The organism is Neisseria sp. Ec49-e6-T10 (assembly GCF_051132615.1).
GTDB lineage: Bacteria > Pseudomonadota > Gammaproteobacteria > Burkholderiales > Neisseriaceae.
Genome location: NZ_CP152375.1, coordinates 285,484 through 301,095 on the forward strand (window position 1 = coordinate 285,484; position 15,612 = coordinate 301,095).

Below are 15,612 nucleotides of genomic sequence, written 5' to 3' on the forward strand. Positions count from 1 at the left end.
TTATGTTATATATATTTTACAAAAGAGCATTAAACAAAAATAACTTACAAAAAATTTAACTTGTTATTTAAAATATAAAGCAGAAATTATGAAAACATGGGTTTGTTTGATATGTGGTTTTGTCTACGATGAAGCTGCAGGTTATCCAGAGGATAATATAGCGCCTGGAACCAAATGGGAAGATGTGCCATCGACCTGGATTTGCCCAGATTGCGGCGCAAAAAAAGATGATTTTGAAATGTTAGAATTTTAACCAGAAAGGATTTTGAATTTATGAATATCAAAACATTAGTTGTTCTGTGCACGGCACTAATTGGCACTACTGTACTGACTGGCTGTCAAAGTACAACATCTAATAATACAACAGGCAATAACCGCCAACAATTATTGCTGATTCCTAATGCTCAACTTAATGCAGAAGTAGCACAAGAATACAAAACGTTGATTAGCCAAGCTCGTCAAGCAAAAGCGTTAAATGTACCCGCATCTTATGCTAAACGTGTCAAGACGATATTCAATCGCATTGTTCCTCATACAACAGCTTTCCGTCAAGATGGCAGTAGTTTCAATTGGGAAATCAATGTGATTAATACTGATGAAGTCAATGCATGGTGTGCCCCTGGTGGGAAAATGGTTGTTTACAGTGGTATCATCAAACAACTGAATCTAACAGATGATGAATTGGCTGCAATTATTGGTCATGAAATGGCTCATGCATTACGTGAACACACTAGAGAGCAAATGTCTCAAGAAATGGCAAAAAGTGAAGGCTTAAAATGGGCAGGAAAACTTGCTGGTTTAAATAGCGACCAAATGGATCTTGCCAACTTAGTGAGCAAATATGGTTTCTCATTACCATTTTCTAGAACAATGGAAAAAGAAGCAGATGTCATTGGCCTAGAGTTAATGGCAAGAGCAGGTTATAACCCACAAGCAGCAGTAACGCTATGGGAAAAAATGGCAAAAGTTAGCGGTGAAGGTAGTGCATTAGAAGCGTTGACTTCTACTCACCCAACCAATAGTGCTCGCATCAATGAAATTAAAAAACGCCAAGATGAAGTCATGCCTCTTTATGAAGCATCTAAATCGAAAAAAGCCACTGGCACAAAAAAAGGTGGGAAAAAAAGATAATTTACAGGTAAAATAACTTAACCCGTAAGACAGTTCACACGGATGCCTTTGCATCCGTGTTCTTATTTTAAAGGTATGAAAATGCTAAGCTTTTCCCAATTTAAAGAACTTTTTGCACAAGGATACAATCGTATTCCACTCGTATTGGAATTATTTGCTGACCTTGATACGCCTTTATCAGTGTATTTAAAACTGGCCAACAAACCTTTTACTTTTTTATTGGAATCTGTTGTAGGTGGAGAACGTTTTGGCCGTTATTCTTTTATTGGTTTAGCTTGTCACACCTATATTAAAGTAGAAGACAAACGTGTTCGAATCTTTGAAAACAAGCAGTGCATTAAAGATGAACACATGGATGACCCTTTATCTTTTATCCAACAGTATCAAGATTCATTCAAAACACCAGAAATCCCTAACTTACCCCGATTTACTGGAGGATTAGTTGGTTATTTTGGTTATGAAACAGTCCATCACTTTGAATCTAAACTAGGCAAAACCGATAAGCCTGACCCTATTGGTACACCTGATATCTGTTTAATGCTATCAGAAGAATTGGCTGTTATTGATAATTTATCAGGTAAAATTTATTTAATCGTTTATGCAGACCCTAATGCAAATGATGGTTATTTCACAGCCAAAAATCGCCTAGAGAGTATTCGATTACAATTACGTCAAAGCTTTGCCCTACCATTATCTTTAGGAAGTGGTCAAACTCAAGCCATCAGCGAATATGGTGAAGAGCCTTTTAGACAAGCTGTACAAGCGACAAAAGAACGTATTTTTGCGGGCGATTGTATGCAAGTAGTGCTGTCACAACGCATGAGTATGCCATTTACTGATCATCCTCTGATGCTTTACCGTTCACTGCGTTCATTAAACCCTTCTCCTTATTTGTTTTATTACCATTTTGATGATTTTTATATTATTGGCTCATCCCCTGAAATTCTGGTTCGTAGAGAACAAGATATAATGACTGTACGCCCTTTGGCAGGAACTCGACCTCGTGGGAAAAATAGAGAAGAAGATACGTATTTAGCCAAAGAGCTTTTAGCTGACCCAAAAGAAATTGCTGAACATGTGATGTTGATTGATCTTGGACGAAATGATGTGGGAAAAGTCAGCCATATTGGGCAAGTTGAAGTGACAGAGAAAATGGTCATCGAAAAATATTCTCATGTAATGCATATTGTGTCCAGCGTAGAAGGAAAGTTACCAAAAAATACACATAATATTGACGTATTAAAATCGGCATTTCCTGCAGGTACACTATCTGGTGCCCCAAAAGTCAGAGCAATGGAAATTATTGAATCACTAGAACCAAGTAAGCGTGGAATTTATGGTGGTGCGGTAGGCTATTTAAGCTTTAATGGAGATATGGATCTGGCGATTGCCATCAGAACGGCGGTGATTAAAAACGATACGCTTTACATACAAAGTGGTGCAGGTATTGTTGCCGATTCAGACCCACAAGCCGAATGGCAAGAAACACAGAATAAAGCCAGAGCAGTTATTCGAGCCGCTCATATGGTACAAGAAGGTTTGGATAAATAATAAAGTAGGTTAATGAATATGGATCAACCATTATGGGCTAAAAACATACCTACTTTTTTTCCCAAAAAAGTAGCACACTTAGCACAAGAACAATCGTTAACAGCTATGTTAACGAGCTTACCCTATACTTTTAACGTACAATTACTGGCTTTAAAACAAAATCAAACAATAGCCCCAAACTTATTTGCTTGCCCAACCGTTTTAACTCGAGAAGTATTCTTAAACTTAAACAATACAGCTGTTGTTTTAGCAAGAAGTGAATGTTTCATTGATTCTATTTGGGCCAGCTATTTAGATTGCGGTACAACATCTCTTGGCAGCTTATTATTCAAACCCAACCAACAACTTGATCGCAGTGCTTTTGAATACAATCAACAACTTCAAACTGACGCCATATTTCCCCAAACTTATTTAACAGTTTCCCCCCAATGGATTCGTCGTTCTGTCTTTTGGCATGAACAACAACCCTTATTATTGTTGGAAGCTTTTTTACCTGATATTGAGCAATTCTTATGAACCAAATAAAAGCCAAGCTCAAAATTTATGGCGAATTAATGAGGGTTGAAAAACCAATTGGTACGCTTTTACTCTTATGGCCAACCCTATGGGCTTGGCTTATTGCTGGTAATGGTCATCCAAGCTGGATTGTAGGCGCTATGTTGGTATTGGGTACCTTTTTAATGCGTAGTGTTGGCTGCATTATCAATGATGTTGCAGACAGAAAAATTGATCTACATGTACAGCGCACTCAAAATCGTCCTTTTGCACGTGGAGTTGTCTGTGTAAAAGAGGCACTTACCCTTGCGTTCATACTCACCATTTTGGCTATTTTATGCCTTTTACCCCTAAATTTATTATCATGGCTACTAAGCATTCCTGCCTTCTTTTTAGCGGTTTCCTATCCTTTTACAAAACGTTTTTTTCCCCTGCCACAAGCTTATTTAGGTTTGGCATTTTCATTTGGAATTCCTATTGCTTTTGCCGCACAAGTTAATGCTGTTCCTTTGCTCGCTTGGCTCATTTTTTTAGCAAATACAGCATGGACGATTGCCTACGATACTATTTATGCCCTTGTAGACAAAGAAGACGATTTAAAAATTGGTATTCAAACCTCTGCCATTACTTTTGGGCAATATGATATTGCTTGGATTATGTTTTTTCATATTTTATTCTTATTTACCCTTATCGCAATAGGACTTTGGATACCCTTCTCATGGCCATTTTGGATCAGTATTGTTCTCGTGTTTTTACATCAAGCAAAACAATATATTGAAATAAAAACACATATAAGAGAAAAATGCTTTAAGGCTTTTTTGGATAATAATCATATTGGCTTCTTTGTTTTTATTGGTATTCTTGCTCACTATTTAGTTCAATAAAAACAGTAAACTTATACCATCGTTTAACATCTCTTCATCCAAATACACATTTATTTCCCCATATAAATCTTCTTTAACATCTTTTATATATCAATAATTGACTTTATTAATGATAATGATTATCATTAATATTCTCATTTAAATATTGATATTTTAGTTATCTTCTCCATAAGGAATATGCAAAATCATGAATCCTTCTAAGCTATATTTAGCTATTATTGCTGGGTTATTTCCATCTGTTTTATTTGCTCAAGAAATAATAGTTGCTCAAAAAGACAAAGCTACCATTGATGATGTATATGTCACAACCACACGCAGTAAATCAAGTATAGATAAAACACCAGCCAATATATCCATTATTCATGATCAAGAATTAACCGAAAAACAAACCTCAGACATTAAAAAAGCACTCCGGTATGAACCTGGCATCACAGTCAGAAAAAGTGCTTATCGCACAACCAGTGCTGCAGCGGGCGGCGGTAGAGGAGGTAATGAGAGCATAAACATTCGGGGATTAGAAGGTAATCGTGTATTAATTATGGAAGATGGTGTTTCTCTACCAGCATCCTTTAATTTTGGTTCTTTTACTTCAGGCCGAGGGGATTATGCCAATACAAGTTTGTATAAACGAGTTGAAATACTTAGAGGGCCAACTTCTGCACTATGGGGCAGTGATGGTTTGACAGGTGCCATTAACTTCGTCACAAAAGACCCACAGGATTTGTTGGATACATTTAATAAGCCCTATTACCTTTCTTTACAAAGTGCATATGATTCTGCCACAAATGGCAATTTAGTCACTGCAACAGGTGCTTTAGGAAATGAAAAATTACAAGGTATGTTGGTTTTCACTGGTAACTTAGAAAGCGAAACAAAAAATAAAGGCAGTACAGGCGGTATTGGCGCATTACGTACTGACCCAAATCCACAAGATATACAAAGAGGCGGTGTACTGGGTAAATTTGTGTACCATATTAATCCAAATAATCGTCTTAAGCTAACAGCAGAAGCAACCAGACAACGTATTGATTCAGAAGCACTATCAGCAGAAGGTGAACCAATTTTGGCATCAATGCCCTTACCTAAAATTGTGAATTTAACCGAGCATGATTCTATTAAACGCAATAAGGCTATTTTAAGTTATCAATTTGATGATGATGCCCAAACTTTCTTACAACATGCAACTGTCAGTATGTTTTATCAAGATTCGAATAACAGACAAAGTTTAGATGAATTACGTAGTAATAGCATGACTCGTTGGCGCTTTAACAATTATGAAGAAAAAACCATTGGCTTAAGCACTTATGCCCAAGGTCAAATTGAAACAGGTTCTGTGACTCAACGGCTAAGCTATGGTTTAGATGGCAAACAATCAACAATCAAGTCTTTTAGAAACGGCAACTTACCCTCAGTTGGTGACCCTTTACCGGCAAAAGCTTTTCCTGACTCTAAATATATAACTGCTGGTGCATTTGTACAAGATGAAATTCAAATAAGCAAGCTGAGCATTATTCCAGCAATACGTTTTGATTATTATAAAATCAAGCCAGACTCAGATGATCCTTTGGTGTATGGCGCGCAATCAAACACGGCAAATGATCATGCTTTTTCTCCTCGCCTAGCACTCATGTATGAATTCACACCTGGATTTGTGCCTTATGTTCAATATGCAAAAGGATTCAGAGCCCCCACCCCAGATGAAATTAACAGTAATTTTAGCAACCTGACACATGGCTATGCGACTATTCCTAATCCTGACTTAAAACCAGAAACCAGTAATACTTATGAAATAGGCTTCAAAGGAAACGTTGTCACTCAAAACAGTGGTACATTCCGTTATGGAGTGGCTTCATTTTATGGGAAATATAATGATTTTATTTCCAGAGAAATTGTCAGTAAAAGTGGGGCTTATCCCATTACCTATCAATTTGTTAACCAAGCTGAAGCAACAATTAAAGGCGCAGAAGCACGTTTTTCTTGGCGCCATAATAGTGGCTTCAGTACCAAATTAGGTGTTGCCTACGCAAAAGGTACAACAAAAGATAAGGACAGTAATGAAAAAGTTGCACTGGACAGCATTAACCCATTAAGCGTTAATTTAGGATTACGCTATGAACCAAATGATACTTGGTTTGTGGGTACAGATATGATGTATCAATCAGCAAAAAAACAAGATAATGTATCCAACAAAAACTACTATCTACCTCCTTCTGTATTCGTAATGGATTTAAATGCTGGCTATCATATTAATAAATATGCCTCTATCTATGCAGGAATAAATAATATTTTTGATAAAAAATATTGGAATTGGTCAGATGTAAGAGGCATTACAAACGACTCAAAAATCAAAGATTTTTATACAGCAACAGGCCGTTCATTTAATATAGGCTTTAAAGTTGAATATTAAAATTTTTCTATGGACAATAAAGGCTATGGTATGTTAACCATAGCCTTTATTTACATCAATCATAAGAAAATCATAAATTAATTGAACATTTTTAATCTCTCAATTATTTAAAATAAAATTTAAACTCTATACTTGACTTCTCTATAGATTAATCGAAAAATAACAAATTGTTTGATACATTAGAACCAATCAACTCATATATAACTAAAACACAAGGGAGAAATCATCAATGTCACTTAACAAAGAACTAGAACTGCGCAGAATAAATGCCACACCACAAGGTGTAGGCGTCATGTGTCAATTTTATGCAGCAAAAGCAAAAAACGCTGAAATATGGGATGTAGAAAACAACCGTTATATTGATTTTGCGGGGGGAATTGGTGTTTTAAACACGGGTCATCTACACCCAAAAATAAAAGCTGCTGTTCAAGCACAATTAGAAGCTTTTAGTCACCCATGCTATCAGGTTGTTCCTTACGAGGGCTATATTACTGCGGCAGAACGCCTAAATGAATTGGCTCCCATTGAAGGCGCTAAAAAAACGGCTTTTTTCAGTACAGGTGCAGAAGCAGTTGAAAATGCGGTTAAAGTAGCACGCCAATATACGGGTAGACCTGGAGTCATCGCCTTTTATGGTGCTTTTCATGGACGCACCAATTTAACCATGGCCTTAACAGGCAAAGTTGCCCCCTATAAATTAGGATTTGGCCCTTTTTCAGCAGATATTTATCATGCTTCTTACCCAAACGAGCTACATGGTGTCAGTGTAGAGGAGGCTATAACCAGCATTGAACATTTATTCAAAGCAGATATTGAAGCCAAACGTGTTGCTGCTATTATTTTAGAACCCATACAAGGTGAAGGTGGTTTCAACATTACCCCTGATATATTTATGCAAGCACTACGCAAAATCTGTGATGAACATGGCATTGTGCTCATTTTTGATGAAGTGCAATCTGGCTTTGCCCGTACAGGTAAATTATTTGCCAGTGAACACTACAGTGTCAAACCTGACCTAATTACCATGGCTAAATCATTGGCTGGAGGCTTTCCAATTTCAGCCTTGGTTGGCAAAGCGCAAATGATGGACTCCCCTAGTCGTGGTGGCTTGGGTGGGACGTATGCGGGTAACCCACTAGGATTGGCTGCTGTAAATGCTGTATTAGATGTCATAAAAGAAGAGCAATTATGTGAACGCTCAGAAAAATTAGGCATTAAATTAAAAACACGATTAGAAAATTTACGTCAAGACATACCTCAAATCAAAGACATACGTGGTCTTGGCAGTATGGTTGCTGTTGAATTCATGAAACCAAATACCAATCAAGCTGATGCTGAATTTACCTCAAAAGTACAAGCACACGCTTTAAAGAATGGTTTGATTTTACTCACTTGCGGCACACATTACAATGTTATTAGATTCCTTTACCCTTTAACCATAGAAGAACACATATTTGACGAAGCTCTAGACAAACTTGAGGTTGCTTTACGAGTTGTTCAATAAAAAATAACCTATTTGGCAATATCGTTGAATACACTTTAATGAAATTGATAAAGGAATGAAAAATGCAACTTAGTGATATGGGGTTACTTAAAACCCAATGTTATATCAATGGTCAATGGATAGATGCACACAGTAAACAAACGATCGATGTAACCAACCCTGCTACAGGACACATTATTGCGACTGTACCGAAAATGGGTCAAGATGAAGCATTGCTGGCAGTGACTGCTGCCCAAAAAGCAATGCAATCTTGGAAGAAAAAAACCGCAAAAGAGCGCTCTATTATTTTACGAAAATGGTTTAACTTAATGATGGAACATCAGGAAGATTTAGCCATTATTTTGACTTCAGAGCAAGGCAAAGCTTTGGCTGAGGCAAAAGGTGAAACTGCTTATGGAGCCTCTTATATAGAATGGTATGCAGAAGAAGCCAAACGTATTTATGGTGACACCATTCCTCAAGCATCCTCTAACACACGTATTTTGGTTCAAAAAGAACCAATTGGCGTATGCGCTGCGATTACCCCTTGGAATTTTCCAAACGCAATGATTACCCGTAAAGCAGCACCTGCATTAGCAGCTGGCTGTAGTTTTATTATCCGCCCTGCTTCACAAACCCCCCTTTCTGCTCTTGCCATCGCAGAACTGGCCCACAGAGCAGGTATCCCTGCTGGTGTATTCAATGTAATTACTGGTAGTTCCACACAAATAGGGAAAGTATTAACAGGAAACGACACAATAAAAAAATTCAGCTTCACAGGTTCTACAGAAGTTGGACGAGAACTGATTGCTCAATGCGCCCCTACTGTCAAAAAAGTCTCAATGGAATTAGGAGGCAATGCACCTTTTATCGTCTTTGATGATGCAAATATTGATGCAGCTATTGAAGGCGCTCTAATTTCAAAATTCCGTAATTCTGGCCAAACCTGTGTTTGTGCCAACCGCCTATATGTGCAAGAAAATATATACGATGAATTTGTTGAAAAACTCACACAAGCCGTAAAAAAATTCAAATTAGGTAATGGGCTGGAAGCAGGTACAACTCATGGTCCACTTATTGATCAAGCAGCGGTTGATAAGATTAAAGATCATATTGCTGATGCCCTCACTAAAGGAGCACAAGTTGTTTTAGGAGGAAAAGAAAGTGAGCTAGGGGGCTTATTTTTTGAACCAACCATCATCAAAAATGTGACACAGCAGATGAAAGTTGCAAAAGAAGAAACATTTGCACCACTAGCGCCCATATTTAAATTTAAAACCGAAGACGAAGTCATTGGCTATGCCAATGATACTATTTTCGGCTTGGCCAGCTACTTTTATAGTAGAGATATAGGTAGAATATTCCGTGTAGCCGAACAACTAGAATATGGTATGGTTGCAATTAATTCAGGTGCGCTATCCAATGAGGCAGCTCCTTTTGGCGGTGTCAAACAATCGGGCTTAGGCAGAGAAGGCTCAAAATATGGCATCGAAGATTATATTGAAATAAAATATCTATTAGTTGGTGGTATTTAAATGATCTATACCTGTTTAAATCAAGCGGGTATATTTATTTCTTCTTAATGTCCTCATTTTATTTTTCTATACAAAGGAGAATCATGATGTTAAAAAAACTCATCTATACTGGTTTATGCCTCAGTATTTTATCAAGTCTAAGCTATGCTGAAGTATACAATGAGCAAAATATTATTTCTTTAAATAAAGAAAAAGCTGCCGGCGGGCAAGGTGTTTTGTATGGTAAATATGCTTTTACTCGTGATACAGCCAAAGCAAGCGATGCGATTAAAGAAATCAGCATTCTTACTTTAAATCCAGGTGACTCAATAGGCTATCATAAACATATAACAAATGAAGATACTTATATTATCATTTCTGGTACTGGAACATTTACAGATAAAGACGGAAAACAATACCCCGTTAAAGCTGGCGACATGACTCTGGTGAGACAAGGTGAATCACATGGTTTAGCCAATACAGGCACAGAACCTCTAATATTTGTGGATATCATTGCGGAAAAATAATATCCATCATACTTTATTATGGGTAAGATAAATCTATCTTACCCATAATAAACAAAAAGCAACACTCTAAAACAATAAAAACATAAACATAAAAAAATCACTGTTTTTTCATATTTAATTTTTACCATTTCTTAAAACATTACTTGCAAGATCACGCATCTTGGTTTACCCTTCGTCTGAATTTGCTTGAAATACACATAACAATAGCAAACTTTCAATACACCATATTTAGCGTAATATTCTTTTTGAACTGGCAGGCATAATGAGCACACACTCACCTACTCAAACTAACTTTTCTTTTAGTTTTTCCTGCTTTCTGGCTTTATTACTGAATCAATTGTATTCGTGTAGTATATAAATATTATATTTATTAATATTTTAAATATCATATCCTTTTGCTATAACACAAAATAATATTCGATTTTATGGAGTTTTTCTCATGACTCAAAATGACAAAAATAACGAGAACCCTATACCTTATTTACAAATTCAAGGTATCGCAAAAAGATTTGATGATAATTATGCAGTTGATCATATTGATTTAACCATCAACAAAAATGAAATTTTTGCATTATTAGGTAGCTCAGGTAGTGGTAAATCAACATTGCTGCGTATGCTCGCTGGCATGGAAGCGCCGACATCAGGAAAAATTATTCTTGATGGACAAGATATCACCAAACTGGCTCCTTACGATCGTCCAATCAATATGATGTTTCAAAGTTATGCCCTTTTCCCCCATATGACGGTAGAACAAAATATCGCTTTTGGTCTCATACAAGATAAATTGCCCAAAGATGAAATCAAAGCACGTGTAGAAGAAATGCTCAAATTGGTGCAGATGACTAAATACGCGACACGCAAACCACACCAGCTATCAGGTGGGCAACAACAACGTATTGCATTAGCTAGAAGCCTAGCCAAGCGTCCCAAAGTATTATTGCTGGATGAGCCTTTAGGTGCATTAGATAAAAAACTACGTCAACAAACACAATTAGAACTGGTCAATACTCTAGAAAAAGTAGGCGTTACTTGTATTATGGTGACCCATGATCAAGAAGAAGCCATGACCATGTCCACCCGAATTGCCATTATGTCTGAAGGCCAGTTAATGCAAGTGGGTACACCTACTGAAATTTACGACTTCCCAAACAGCCGCTTTACTGCTGAATTTATTGGAGAAACCAATATTTTTAATGGCACAATTGCTGTTGATGAACGCGATAGAGTTGAAATTGCTTGCCCTGATTTACCCGTTCATATTTTATTAAAACATGGCATTAGTGGTCATGAAGGGCAAGAATTGTGGATCAACATCAGACCCGAGGATGTTCGTTTAGATAAAGAGAAACCAGATCAAGAATATAACTGCGCCAAAGGCATTGTCAAAGAAATCGCTTACTTAGGCAGCTTTGCTATTTATCATGTCAAATTAGAAAGTGGCAAAATGGTGAAATCGACAGTTCCTTCTTCTCGTTGGTATTTAAATGATGAAGCACCGCCCACATGGGAAGAGACTGTTTATATTAGCTGGCGCTCCAATTTACCTGTTGTATTGACCCGATAAAAGGATCAAACCATGTTCACTAATGGCTTTTTCAAAACCTTTTCTGTTGGTAAAATGAGAGCGTTGTTGTCTTATATCAATCGTAATTTAGTGATTGCAATCCCTTTTACGTGGTTAGTGGTTTTATTCCTGATTCCTTTCTTTATTATTTTGAAAATCAGTTTTGCTGAACAAAATATCAGTATCCCACCTTATACCCCTTTAATTAGCCATGATAGTGAAATGGGGCAATTGACCTTTTCCGTAACCTATTATAATTATACGGATATATTTGAAGATTACTGGCATACCTTACGTACAGAATTTAATCCATTTAATAGCGAAAATGGACAAAATATCTATTTGCAAACCTATATTTCATCCATAAAAGTAGCCATTACCACAACTTTACTTTGTTTGCTCTTAGGCTACCCAATAGCCTATGCCATTGCCAGAGCTAAACCGACCATTCGCAATGCCTTGCTTTTAGCGATTATGTTGCCCTTTTGGACTTCATTTTTACTCAGAGTCTATGCTTGGATGGGTTTATTAAGCCAAAATGGTTTAATCAATCAATTTTTACAAAAAATGAATGTCATCAATGAACCATTACAACTTTTTTATAACAGCTTTTCATTAAACATTGTGATGGTCTATACCTATCTACCTTTTATGATTTTGCCATTGTATGCACATTTAGTAAAATTTGATAACCGCTTACTCGAGGCAGTTAATGACTTAGGTGCTCGCCCAATTAAAGCGTTTTATTCCATTACCTTGCCTTTATCTAAAGGCGGTATTATTGCTGGTTCAATGATGGTATTTATTCCTGCAGTAGGTGAATATGTGATTCCAGAATTAGTCGGCGGTCCATCTAATTTAATGATTGGTAAAGTATTATGGCAATCATTCTTTGATCAAAACAACTGGCCTTTGGCTTCTGCTATCGCTGTTATTATGGTGATCTTGCTGGTGATTCCTATTGCTCTATTTCATCGCTATGAAGCTAATAAAGATTTAGAAGGAGCACAACATGTATAATGCGGGCAAATTATCTTGGTTTTCTAAATCTGCTTTGGCAATAGGACTACTGTTCTTATATATTCCAATTATCAGTTTGATTATTTACTCCTTTAATGCATCTAGACTCGTCACTGTATGGGGTGGTTTTTCAACTCACTGGTACAGTATACTATTAGAAGATGAGCAGATTTTAGATGCAGCATGGCTATCATTAAAACTGGCTTTTGCATCCGCTGCATCCGCTGCTGTTTTAGGCACCATGGCAGGTTTTATTCTGGCTCGATTTAAACGTTTTAAAGGCCGCACTTTATTTGCAGGAATGGTCACAGCACCAATGGTCATGCCTGAAGTTATTACAGGCCTTTCAATGCTTTTATTGATTATTCAAATACAACAACTCTTACAAAACACTAGCTGGCATTTTGAACGTGGGATGTTTACCATTTGGTTAGGACACACCACCTTATGTATGGCTTATGTGACGGTTCTTATCCGTTCTCGCCTAATTGAATTAGATAGATCGTTAGAAGAAGCTGCAATGGATTTAGGCGCAAAACCCCTCAAAGTATTTTTTGTAATTACTTTACCCATCATTGCACCTGCCATTGCTTCTGGCTTTTTATTAGCCATCACCTTATCTTTAGATGATTTAGTGATCGCATCATTTTTATCAGGGCCAGGTTCTTCTACTCTGCCCCAAGTAATTTTTTCAAAAATACGGATGGGATTAAATCCAACAATCAATGCATTAGCAACCATTATTGTGCTGGTTGTGGGTATATTAGTTGTGGGTGCAAACTACTTAATGATGCATTCCCAACGTAAACGAGACAAAGAAATTGCCGCAGCAACAAAATCATAAAATAGAAAAACCCCATTATTTATAACAAAAAAGGCTGAATAAATTTATTCAGCCTTTTTTATATGCACTACCAACTAAACTTCATGAGGATTCACTCTTTGCTGTTCTTCTTCTGATAAGTTTAAAGTTTGGCGTAATTGCGTCACATATAAATTAACATCAAACCCTGTCTTGTGTCGTTGTGCCTGCCAAATCATTTCTACCAATGCATCCATCATCACATGTTCAGCTTCATGAATACCATCATGTTTTTGGGCCAATTGCTGAGCGATGTCAGCAATACCAGGCGGTTGGTTGATGACACATTGTTCTTGCAAAGACAAATGTAAAGACATATGCAAAAAAGGATTCGTCTCTCCATTTTCTGGCAACCATTGTGTATCCAAATATGCATCAATATTGTCTAAAAAATGCTGATATTCAGGATGCTCCAAAATAATGGCCAATGCTTTTTTTTGTAAAGCATCCAATTGGCCATTAGACCGCAATTGCCAAACTTGAGCAAAAAACCGCCTCACCTCAGTAGAGTTAATATTAAACATCTCATATCCTAATTAAATTGGGCAGCCATCTTGATCAAAGAAAAGCTGCCCAAATCACTTACTCACACCAAATTAAAATTTAACAAATTGGCTAGGATCCACAGGTTTACCTTGCTTACGAATTTCAAAATGTAATTTCACTCTATCAGCATCAGAATTGCCCATTTCTGCAATTTTTTGGCCTTTAGTTACATTTTGCCCTTCTTTAACCAATAAAGTCTGGTTATGTGCGTATGCAGATAAATAAGTTGTATTGTGTTGAATAATAATCAAATTACCATAACCACGTAATCCATTTCCACTATATACCACTTTACCTGCTGAAGCTGCAACAACAGGCTGTCCTTTTGTTCCTGCAATATCTACACCTTTATTGGCATCTGTAAACCGAGTAATCACTGTTCCTTGTGTTGGTACAACCCAATTCACGTTACCTGTGCCTTTGGGCGTATCATCAACAGTTGTCGGTTTTGTTGCTGTCGCTGTAGAGCTTGCTGTACCAGTCGCCGCCGTTACACTACTACCACCTTGTGGTGGTTTCACATAAAGATTTTGTCCAAGTCTGACTGTGATATCAGGCATATTGTTCCACGCAATGATGCTGTCTTGTGGCACACCATAGCGCTTAGAAATATTATATAAAGTATCCCCTGCCACCACTGTATGTACCTTCGCATTAATATCTACTGGCGCATTCGAAGGTATATAGGTTCCAGATGATGTGCCACCAGTATAGGAGCCTGAAGTTGGGGGAGAATAAGCGTTATCTGTTGAGCCACTGGGCTGGCTACCGCCTGTATTATAAGAAGGCACAGTAGCATCTGGCTGGGTCTGCTCTACTGGTGCAGCTGGTTGCTTTAACCATGAACAAGAAGCTGTACTTAACGCCATAACAATTAATATACTGCCCTTTTTAACATAACTCGCTACTGTCATTTTTACCCTCGATTGGTCTATTTTCTATATAAACTGAGCCATTTTGCCGCAGCGGCTACTGCGCGTCAATTAAATTGTGCTATTGATTAATGGAACAAAACACGCTTTTTCCATACATGACTCTAAAAAACCCTGCTCTCTTTTCTCTATTACCCATAAGTATTGTTCATTCTCTTCGCCTAGAGGAATAACCAACTTTCCACCAACAGCTAACTGATTCAATAAAGCAGCAGGTACTTCCTTGGGCGCGGCAGTGACAATAATACCATCAAACGGTGCTTGATTTTTGAGTCCCTGATAACCGTCTGCACACAAAAATCGAACATTATTTTTTGGGTCAACTTTCGCCAAATTTTTCTTGGCTTGTTCAGATAACAACTCTAAACGCTCAATCGAAATAATCTGTTTCACTTTAAGTGCCGCCAAAACAGCCGTTTGATAACCACAACCTGAACCAATCTCCAAAATTTTATGAGGTATTTGTCCAGTTGTTGGCAGTAAAAGTTCCGTCATTCTTGCAACAGAATAAGGCTGAGAAATAGTTTGTCCAAGCCCAATAGGTAAAGCAACATGATCATATGCACTATAAACCAAGGCCTCTTCTACAAATAAATGCCGTGGCACCAAGAGCATCGCTTGCAATACCCGCTCATCTTTAATGCCCATATCAACCAGCTTATGTACCATACGCTGGCGCCGCAAAACAAATGTATC

15 protein-coding genes are annotated in these 15,612 nt (G+C 37.3%); 12 read left to right on the top strand and 3 right to left on the bottom strand.

The annotated features are described in order from the left end of the window. The first annotated feature begins 88 nt into the window (after positions 1–88). From AADH04_RS01310 to AADH04_RS01365, 12 genes are all read left to right on the top strand, one after another. On the top strand, positions 89–253 hold the full coding sequence (locus tag AADH04_RS01310; protein ID WP_434778456.1) for a rubredoxin: 165 nt from the start codon (positions 89–91) through the stop codon (positions 251–253). A 20-nt stretch (positions 254–273) separates the two neighbouring features. Further along, a complete protein-coding gene (locus AADH04_RS01315; RefSeq protein ID WP_434778457.1) occupies positions 274–1,131 on the top strand; it encodes a M48 family metallopeptidase in 858 nt (285 codons plus the stop codon). A gap of 81 nt (positions 1,132–1,212) precedes the next feature. After that, entirely contained in the window at positions 1,213–2,682 is a 1,470-nt protein-coding gene (gene trpE / locus AADH04_RS01320; RefSeq protein ID WP_434778458.1) for an anthranilate synthase component I, read from the top strand. Between the two features lie 18 nt (positions 2,683–2,700). Next, positions 2,701–3,198, top strand: coding sequence for a chorismate--pyruvate lyase family protein (locus tag AADH04_RS01325; RefSeq protein WP_434778459.1), 498 nt, complete (start codon positions 2,701–2,703; stop codon positions 3,196–3,198). Beyond that, on the top strand, positions 3,195–4,061 hold the full coding sequence (gene ubiA, locus AADH04_RS01330) for a 4-hydroxybenzoate octaprenyltransferase (RefSeq protein ID WP_434778460.1): 867 nt from the start codon (positions 3,195–3,197) through the stop codon (positions 4,059–4,061). Before AADH04_RS01325 ends, ubiA begins: the two co-directional genes overlap by 4 nt. 187 nt (positions 4,062–4,248) lie before the next feature. Next, positions 4,249–6,468 (top strand): TonB-dependent hemoglobin/transferrin/lactoferrin family receptor, encoded by a 2,220-nt coding sequence (locus tag AADH04_RS01335; protein ID WP_434778461.1) that lies wholly within the window; start codon positions 4,249–4,251, stop codon positions 6,466–6,468. Positions 6,469–6,697: 229 nt separating this feature from the next. After that, positions 6,698–7,972, top strand: coding sequence for a 4-aminobutyrate--2-oxoglutarate transaminase (gene gabT, locus AADH04_RS01340; RefSeq protein WP_434778462.1), 1,275 nt, complete (start codon positions 6,698–6,700; stop codon positions 7,970–7,972). A gap of 62 nt (positions 7,973–8,034) precedes the next feature. Next, positions 8,035–9,486, top strand: a complete 1,452-nt coding sequence (locus tag AADH04_RS01345) for an NAD-dependent succinate-semialdehyde dehydrogenase (protein ID WP_434778463.1) — start codon at positions 8,035–8,037, stop codon at positions 9,484–9,486. An 83-nt stretch (positions 9,487–9,569) separates the two neighbouring features. Next, positions 9,570–9,992: a cupin domain-containing protein gene (locus tag AADH04_RS01350; RefSeq protein WP_434778464.1), complete on the top strand. Its 423-nt coding sequence runs from the start codon at positions 9,570–9,572 to the stop codon at positions 9,990–9,992. A 439-nt stretch (positions 9,993–10,431) separates the two neighbouring features. Beyond that, positions 10,432–11,556 (top strand): ABC transporter ATP-binding protein, encoded by a 1,125-nt coding sequence (locus tag AADH04_RS01355; protein ID WP_434778465.1) that lies wholly within the window; start codon positions 10,432–10,434, stop codon positions 11,554–11,556. Between the two features lie 54 nt (positions 11,557–11,610). Then, positions 11,611–12,576 carry an ABC transporter permease subunit gene (locus tag AADH04_RS01360; RefSeq protein WP_434779771.1) on the top strand — a complete coding sequence of 322 codons (966 nt, stop codon included), beginning with the start codon at positions 11,611–11,613 and terminating at the stop codon, positions 12,574–12,576. Beyond that, positions 12,569–13,420 (top strand): ABC transporter permease subunit, encoded by an 852-nt coding sequence (locus AADH04_RS01365; RefSeq protein ID WP_434778466.1) that lies wholly within the window; start codon positions 12,569–12,571, stop codon positions 13,418–13,420. Before AADH04_RS01360 ends, AADH04_RS01365 begins: the two co-directional genes overlap by 8 nt. 74 nt (positions 13,421–13,494) lie before the next feature. Here the strand turns inward: AADH04_RS01365 and AADH04_RS01370 are convergent, their stop codons facing one another. The 3 genes from AADH04_RS01370 to AADH04_RS01380 all read right to left on the bottom strand — a co-directional run bounded on the left by AADH04_RS01370 (position 13,495) and on the right by AADH04_RS01380 (position 15,585). After that, positions 13,495–13,962: a DUF1841 family protein gene (locus AADH04_RS01370; protein WP_434778467.1), complete on the bottom strand. Its 468-nt coding sequence runs from the start codon at positions 13,960–13,962 to the stop codon at positions 13,495–13,497. A gap of 72 nt (positions 13,963–14,034) precedes the next feature. After that, positions 14,035–14,898, bottom strand: a complete 864-nt coding sequence (locus AADH04_RS01375; protein WP_434778468.1) for a peptidoglycan DD-metalloendopeptidase family protein — start codon at positions 14,896–14,898, stop codon at positions 14,035–14,037. Between the two features lie 69 nt (positions 14,899–14,967). Then, the gene (locus AADH04_RS01380) at positions 14,968–15,585 is read right to left on the bottom strand and encodes a protein-L-isoaspartate(D-aspartate) O-methyltransferase (protein WP_434778469.1); all 618 of its coding nucleotides are present in this window, start codon (positions 15,583–15,585) and stop codon (positions 14,968–14,970) included. Between the last annotated feature and the right edge of the window lie 27 nt (positions 15,586–15,612).

What these genes read in the sequence shown, in the direction of transcription:
- AADH04_RS01345 (WP_434778463.1), top strand. Translation starts at nt 8,035, where the DNA reads ATGCAACTTAGTGATATGGGGTTACTTAAAACCCAATGTTATATCAAT.
- AADH04_RS01370 (WP_434778467.1), bottom strand. Translation starts at nt 13,962, where the DNA reads ATGTTTAATATTAACTCTACTGAGGTGAGGCGGTTTTTTGCTCAAGTT.
- AADH04_RS01360 (WP_434779771.1), top strand. Translation starts at nt 11,611, where the DNA reads ATGAGAGCGTTGTTGTCTTATATCAATCGTAATTTAGTGATTGCAATC.
- AADH04_RS01350 (WP_434778464.1), top strand. Translation starts at nt 9,570, where the DNA reads ATGATGTTAAAAAAACTCATCTATACTGGTTTATGCCTCAGTATTTTA.
- AADH04_RS01310 (WP_434778456.1), top strand. Translation starts at nt 89, where the DNA reads ATGAAAACATGGGTTTGTTTGATATGTGGTTTTGTCTACGATGAAGCT.
- AADH04_RS01325 (WP_434778459.1), top strand. Translation starts at nt 2,701, where the DNA reads ATGGATCAACCATTATGGGCTAAAAACATACCTACTTTTTTTCCCAAA.
- ubiA (WP_434778460.1), top strand. Translation starts at nt 3,195, where the DNA reads ATGAACCAAATAAAAGCCAAGCTCAAAATTTATGGCGAATTAATGAGG.
- AADH04_RS01315 (WP_434778457.1), top strand. Translation starts at nt 274, where the DNA reads ATGAATATCAAAACATTAGTTGTTCTGTGCACGGCACTAATTGGCACT.
- AADH04_RS01375 (WP_434778468.1), bottom strand. Translation starts at nt 14,898, where the DNA reads ATGACAGTAGCGAGTTATGTTAAAAAGGGCAGTATATTAATTGTTATG.
- AADH04_RS01365 (WP_434778466.1), top strand. Translation starts at nt 12,569, where the DNA reads ATGTATAATGCGGGCAAATTATCTTGGTTTTCTAAATCTGCTTTGGCA.
- gabT (WP_434778462.1), top strand. Translation starts at nt 6,698, where the DNA reads ATGTCACTTAACAAAGAACTAGAACTGCGCAGAATAAATGCCACACCA.
- trpE (WP_434778458.1), top strand. Translation starts at nt 1,213, where the DNA reads ATGCTAAGCTTTTCCCAATTTAAAGAACTTTTTGCACAAGGATACAAT.
- AADH04_RS01335 (WP_434778461.1), top strand. Translation starts at nt 4,249, where the DNA reads ATGAATCCTTCTAAGCTATATTTAGCTATTATTGCTGGGTTATTTCCA.
- AADH04_RS01380 (WP_434778469.1), bottom strand. Translation starts at nt 15,585, where the DNA reads ATGGTACATAAGCTGGTTGATATGGGCATTAAAGATGAGCGGGTATTG.
- AADH04_RS01355 (WP_434778465.1), top strand. Translation starts at nt 10,432, where the DNA reads ATGACTCAAAATGACAAAAATAACGAGAACCCTATACCTTATTTACAA.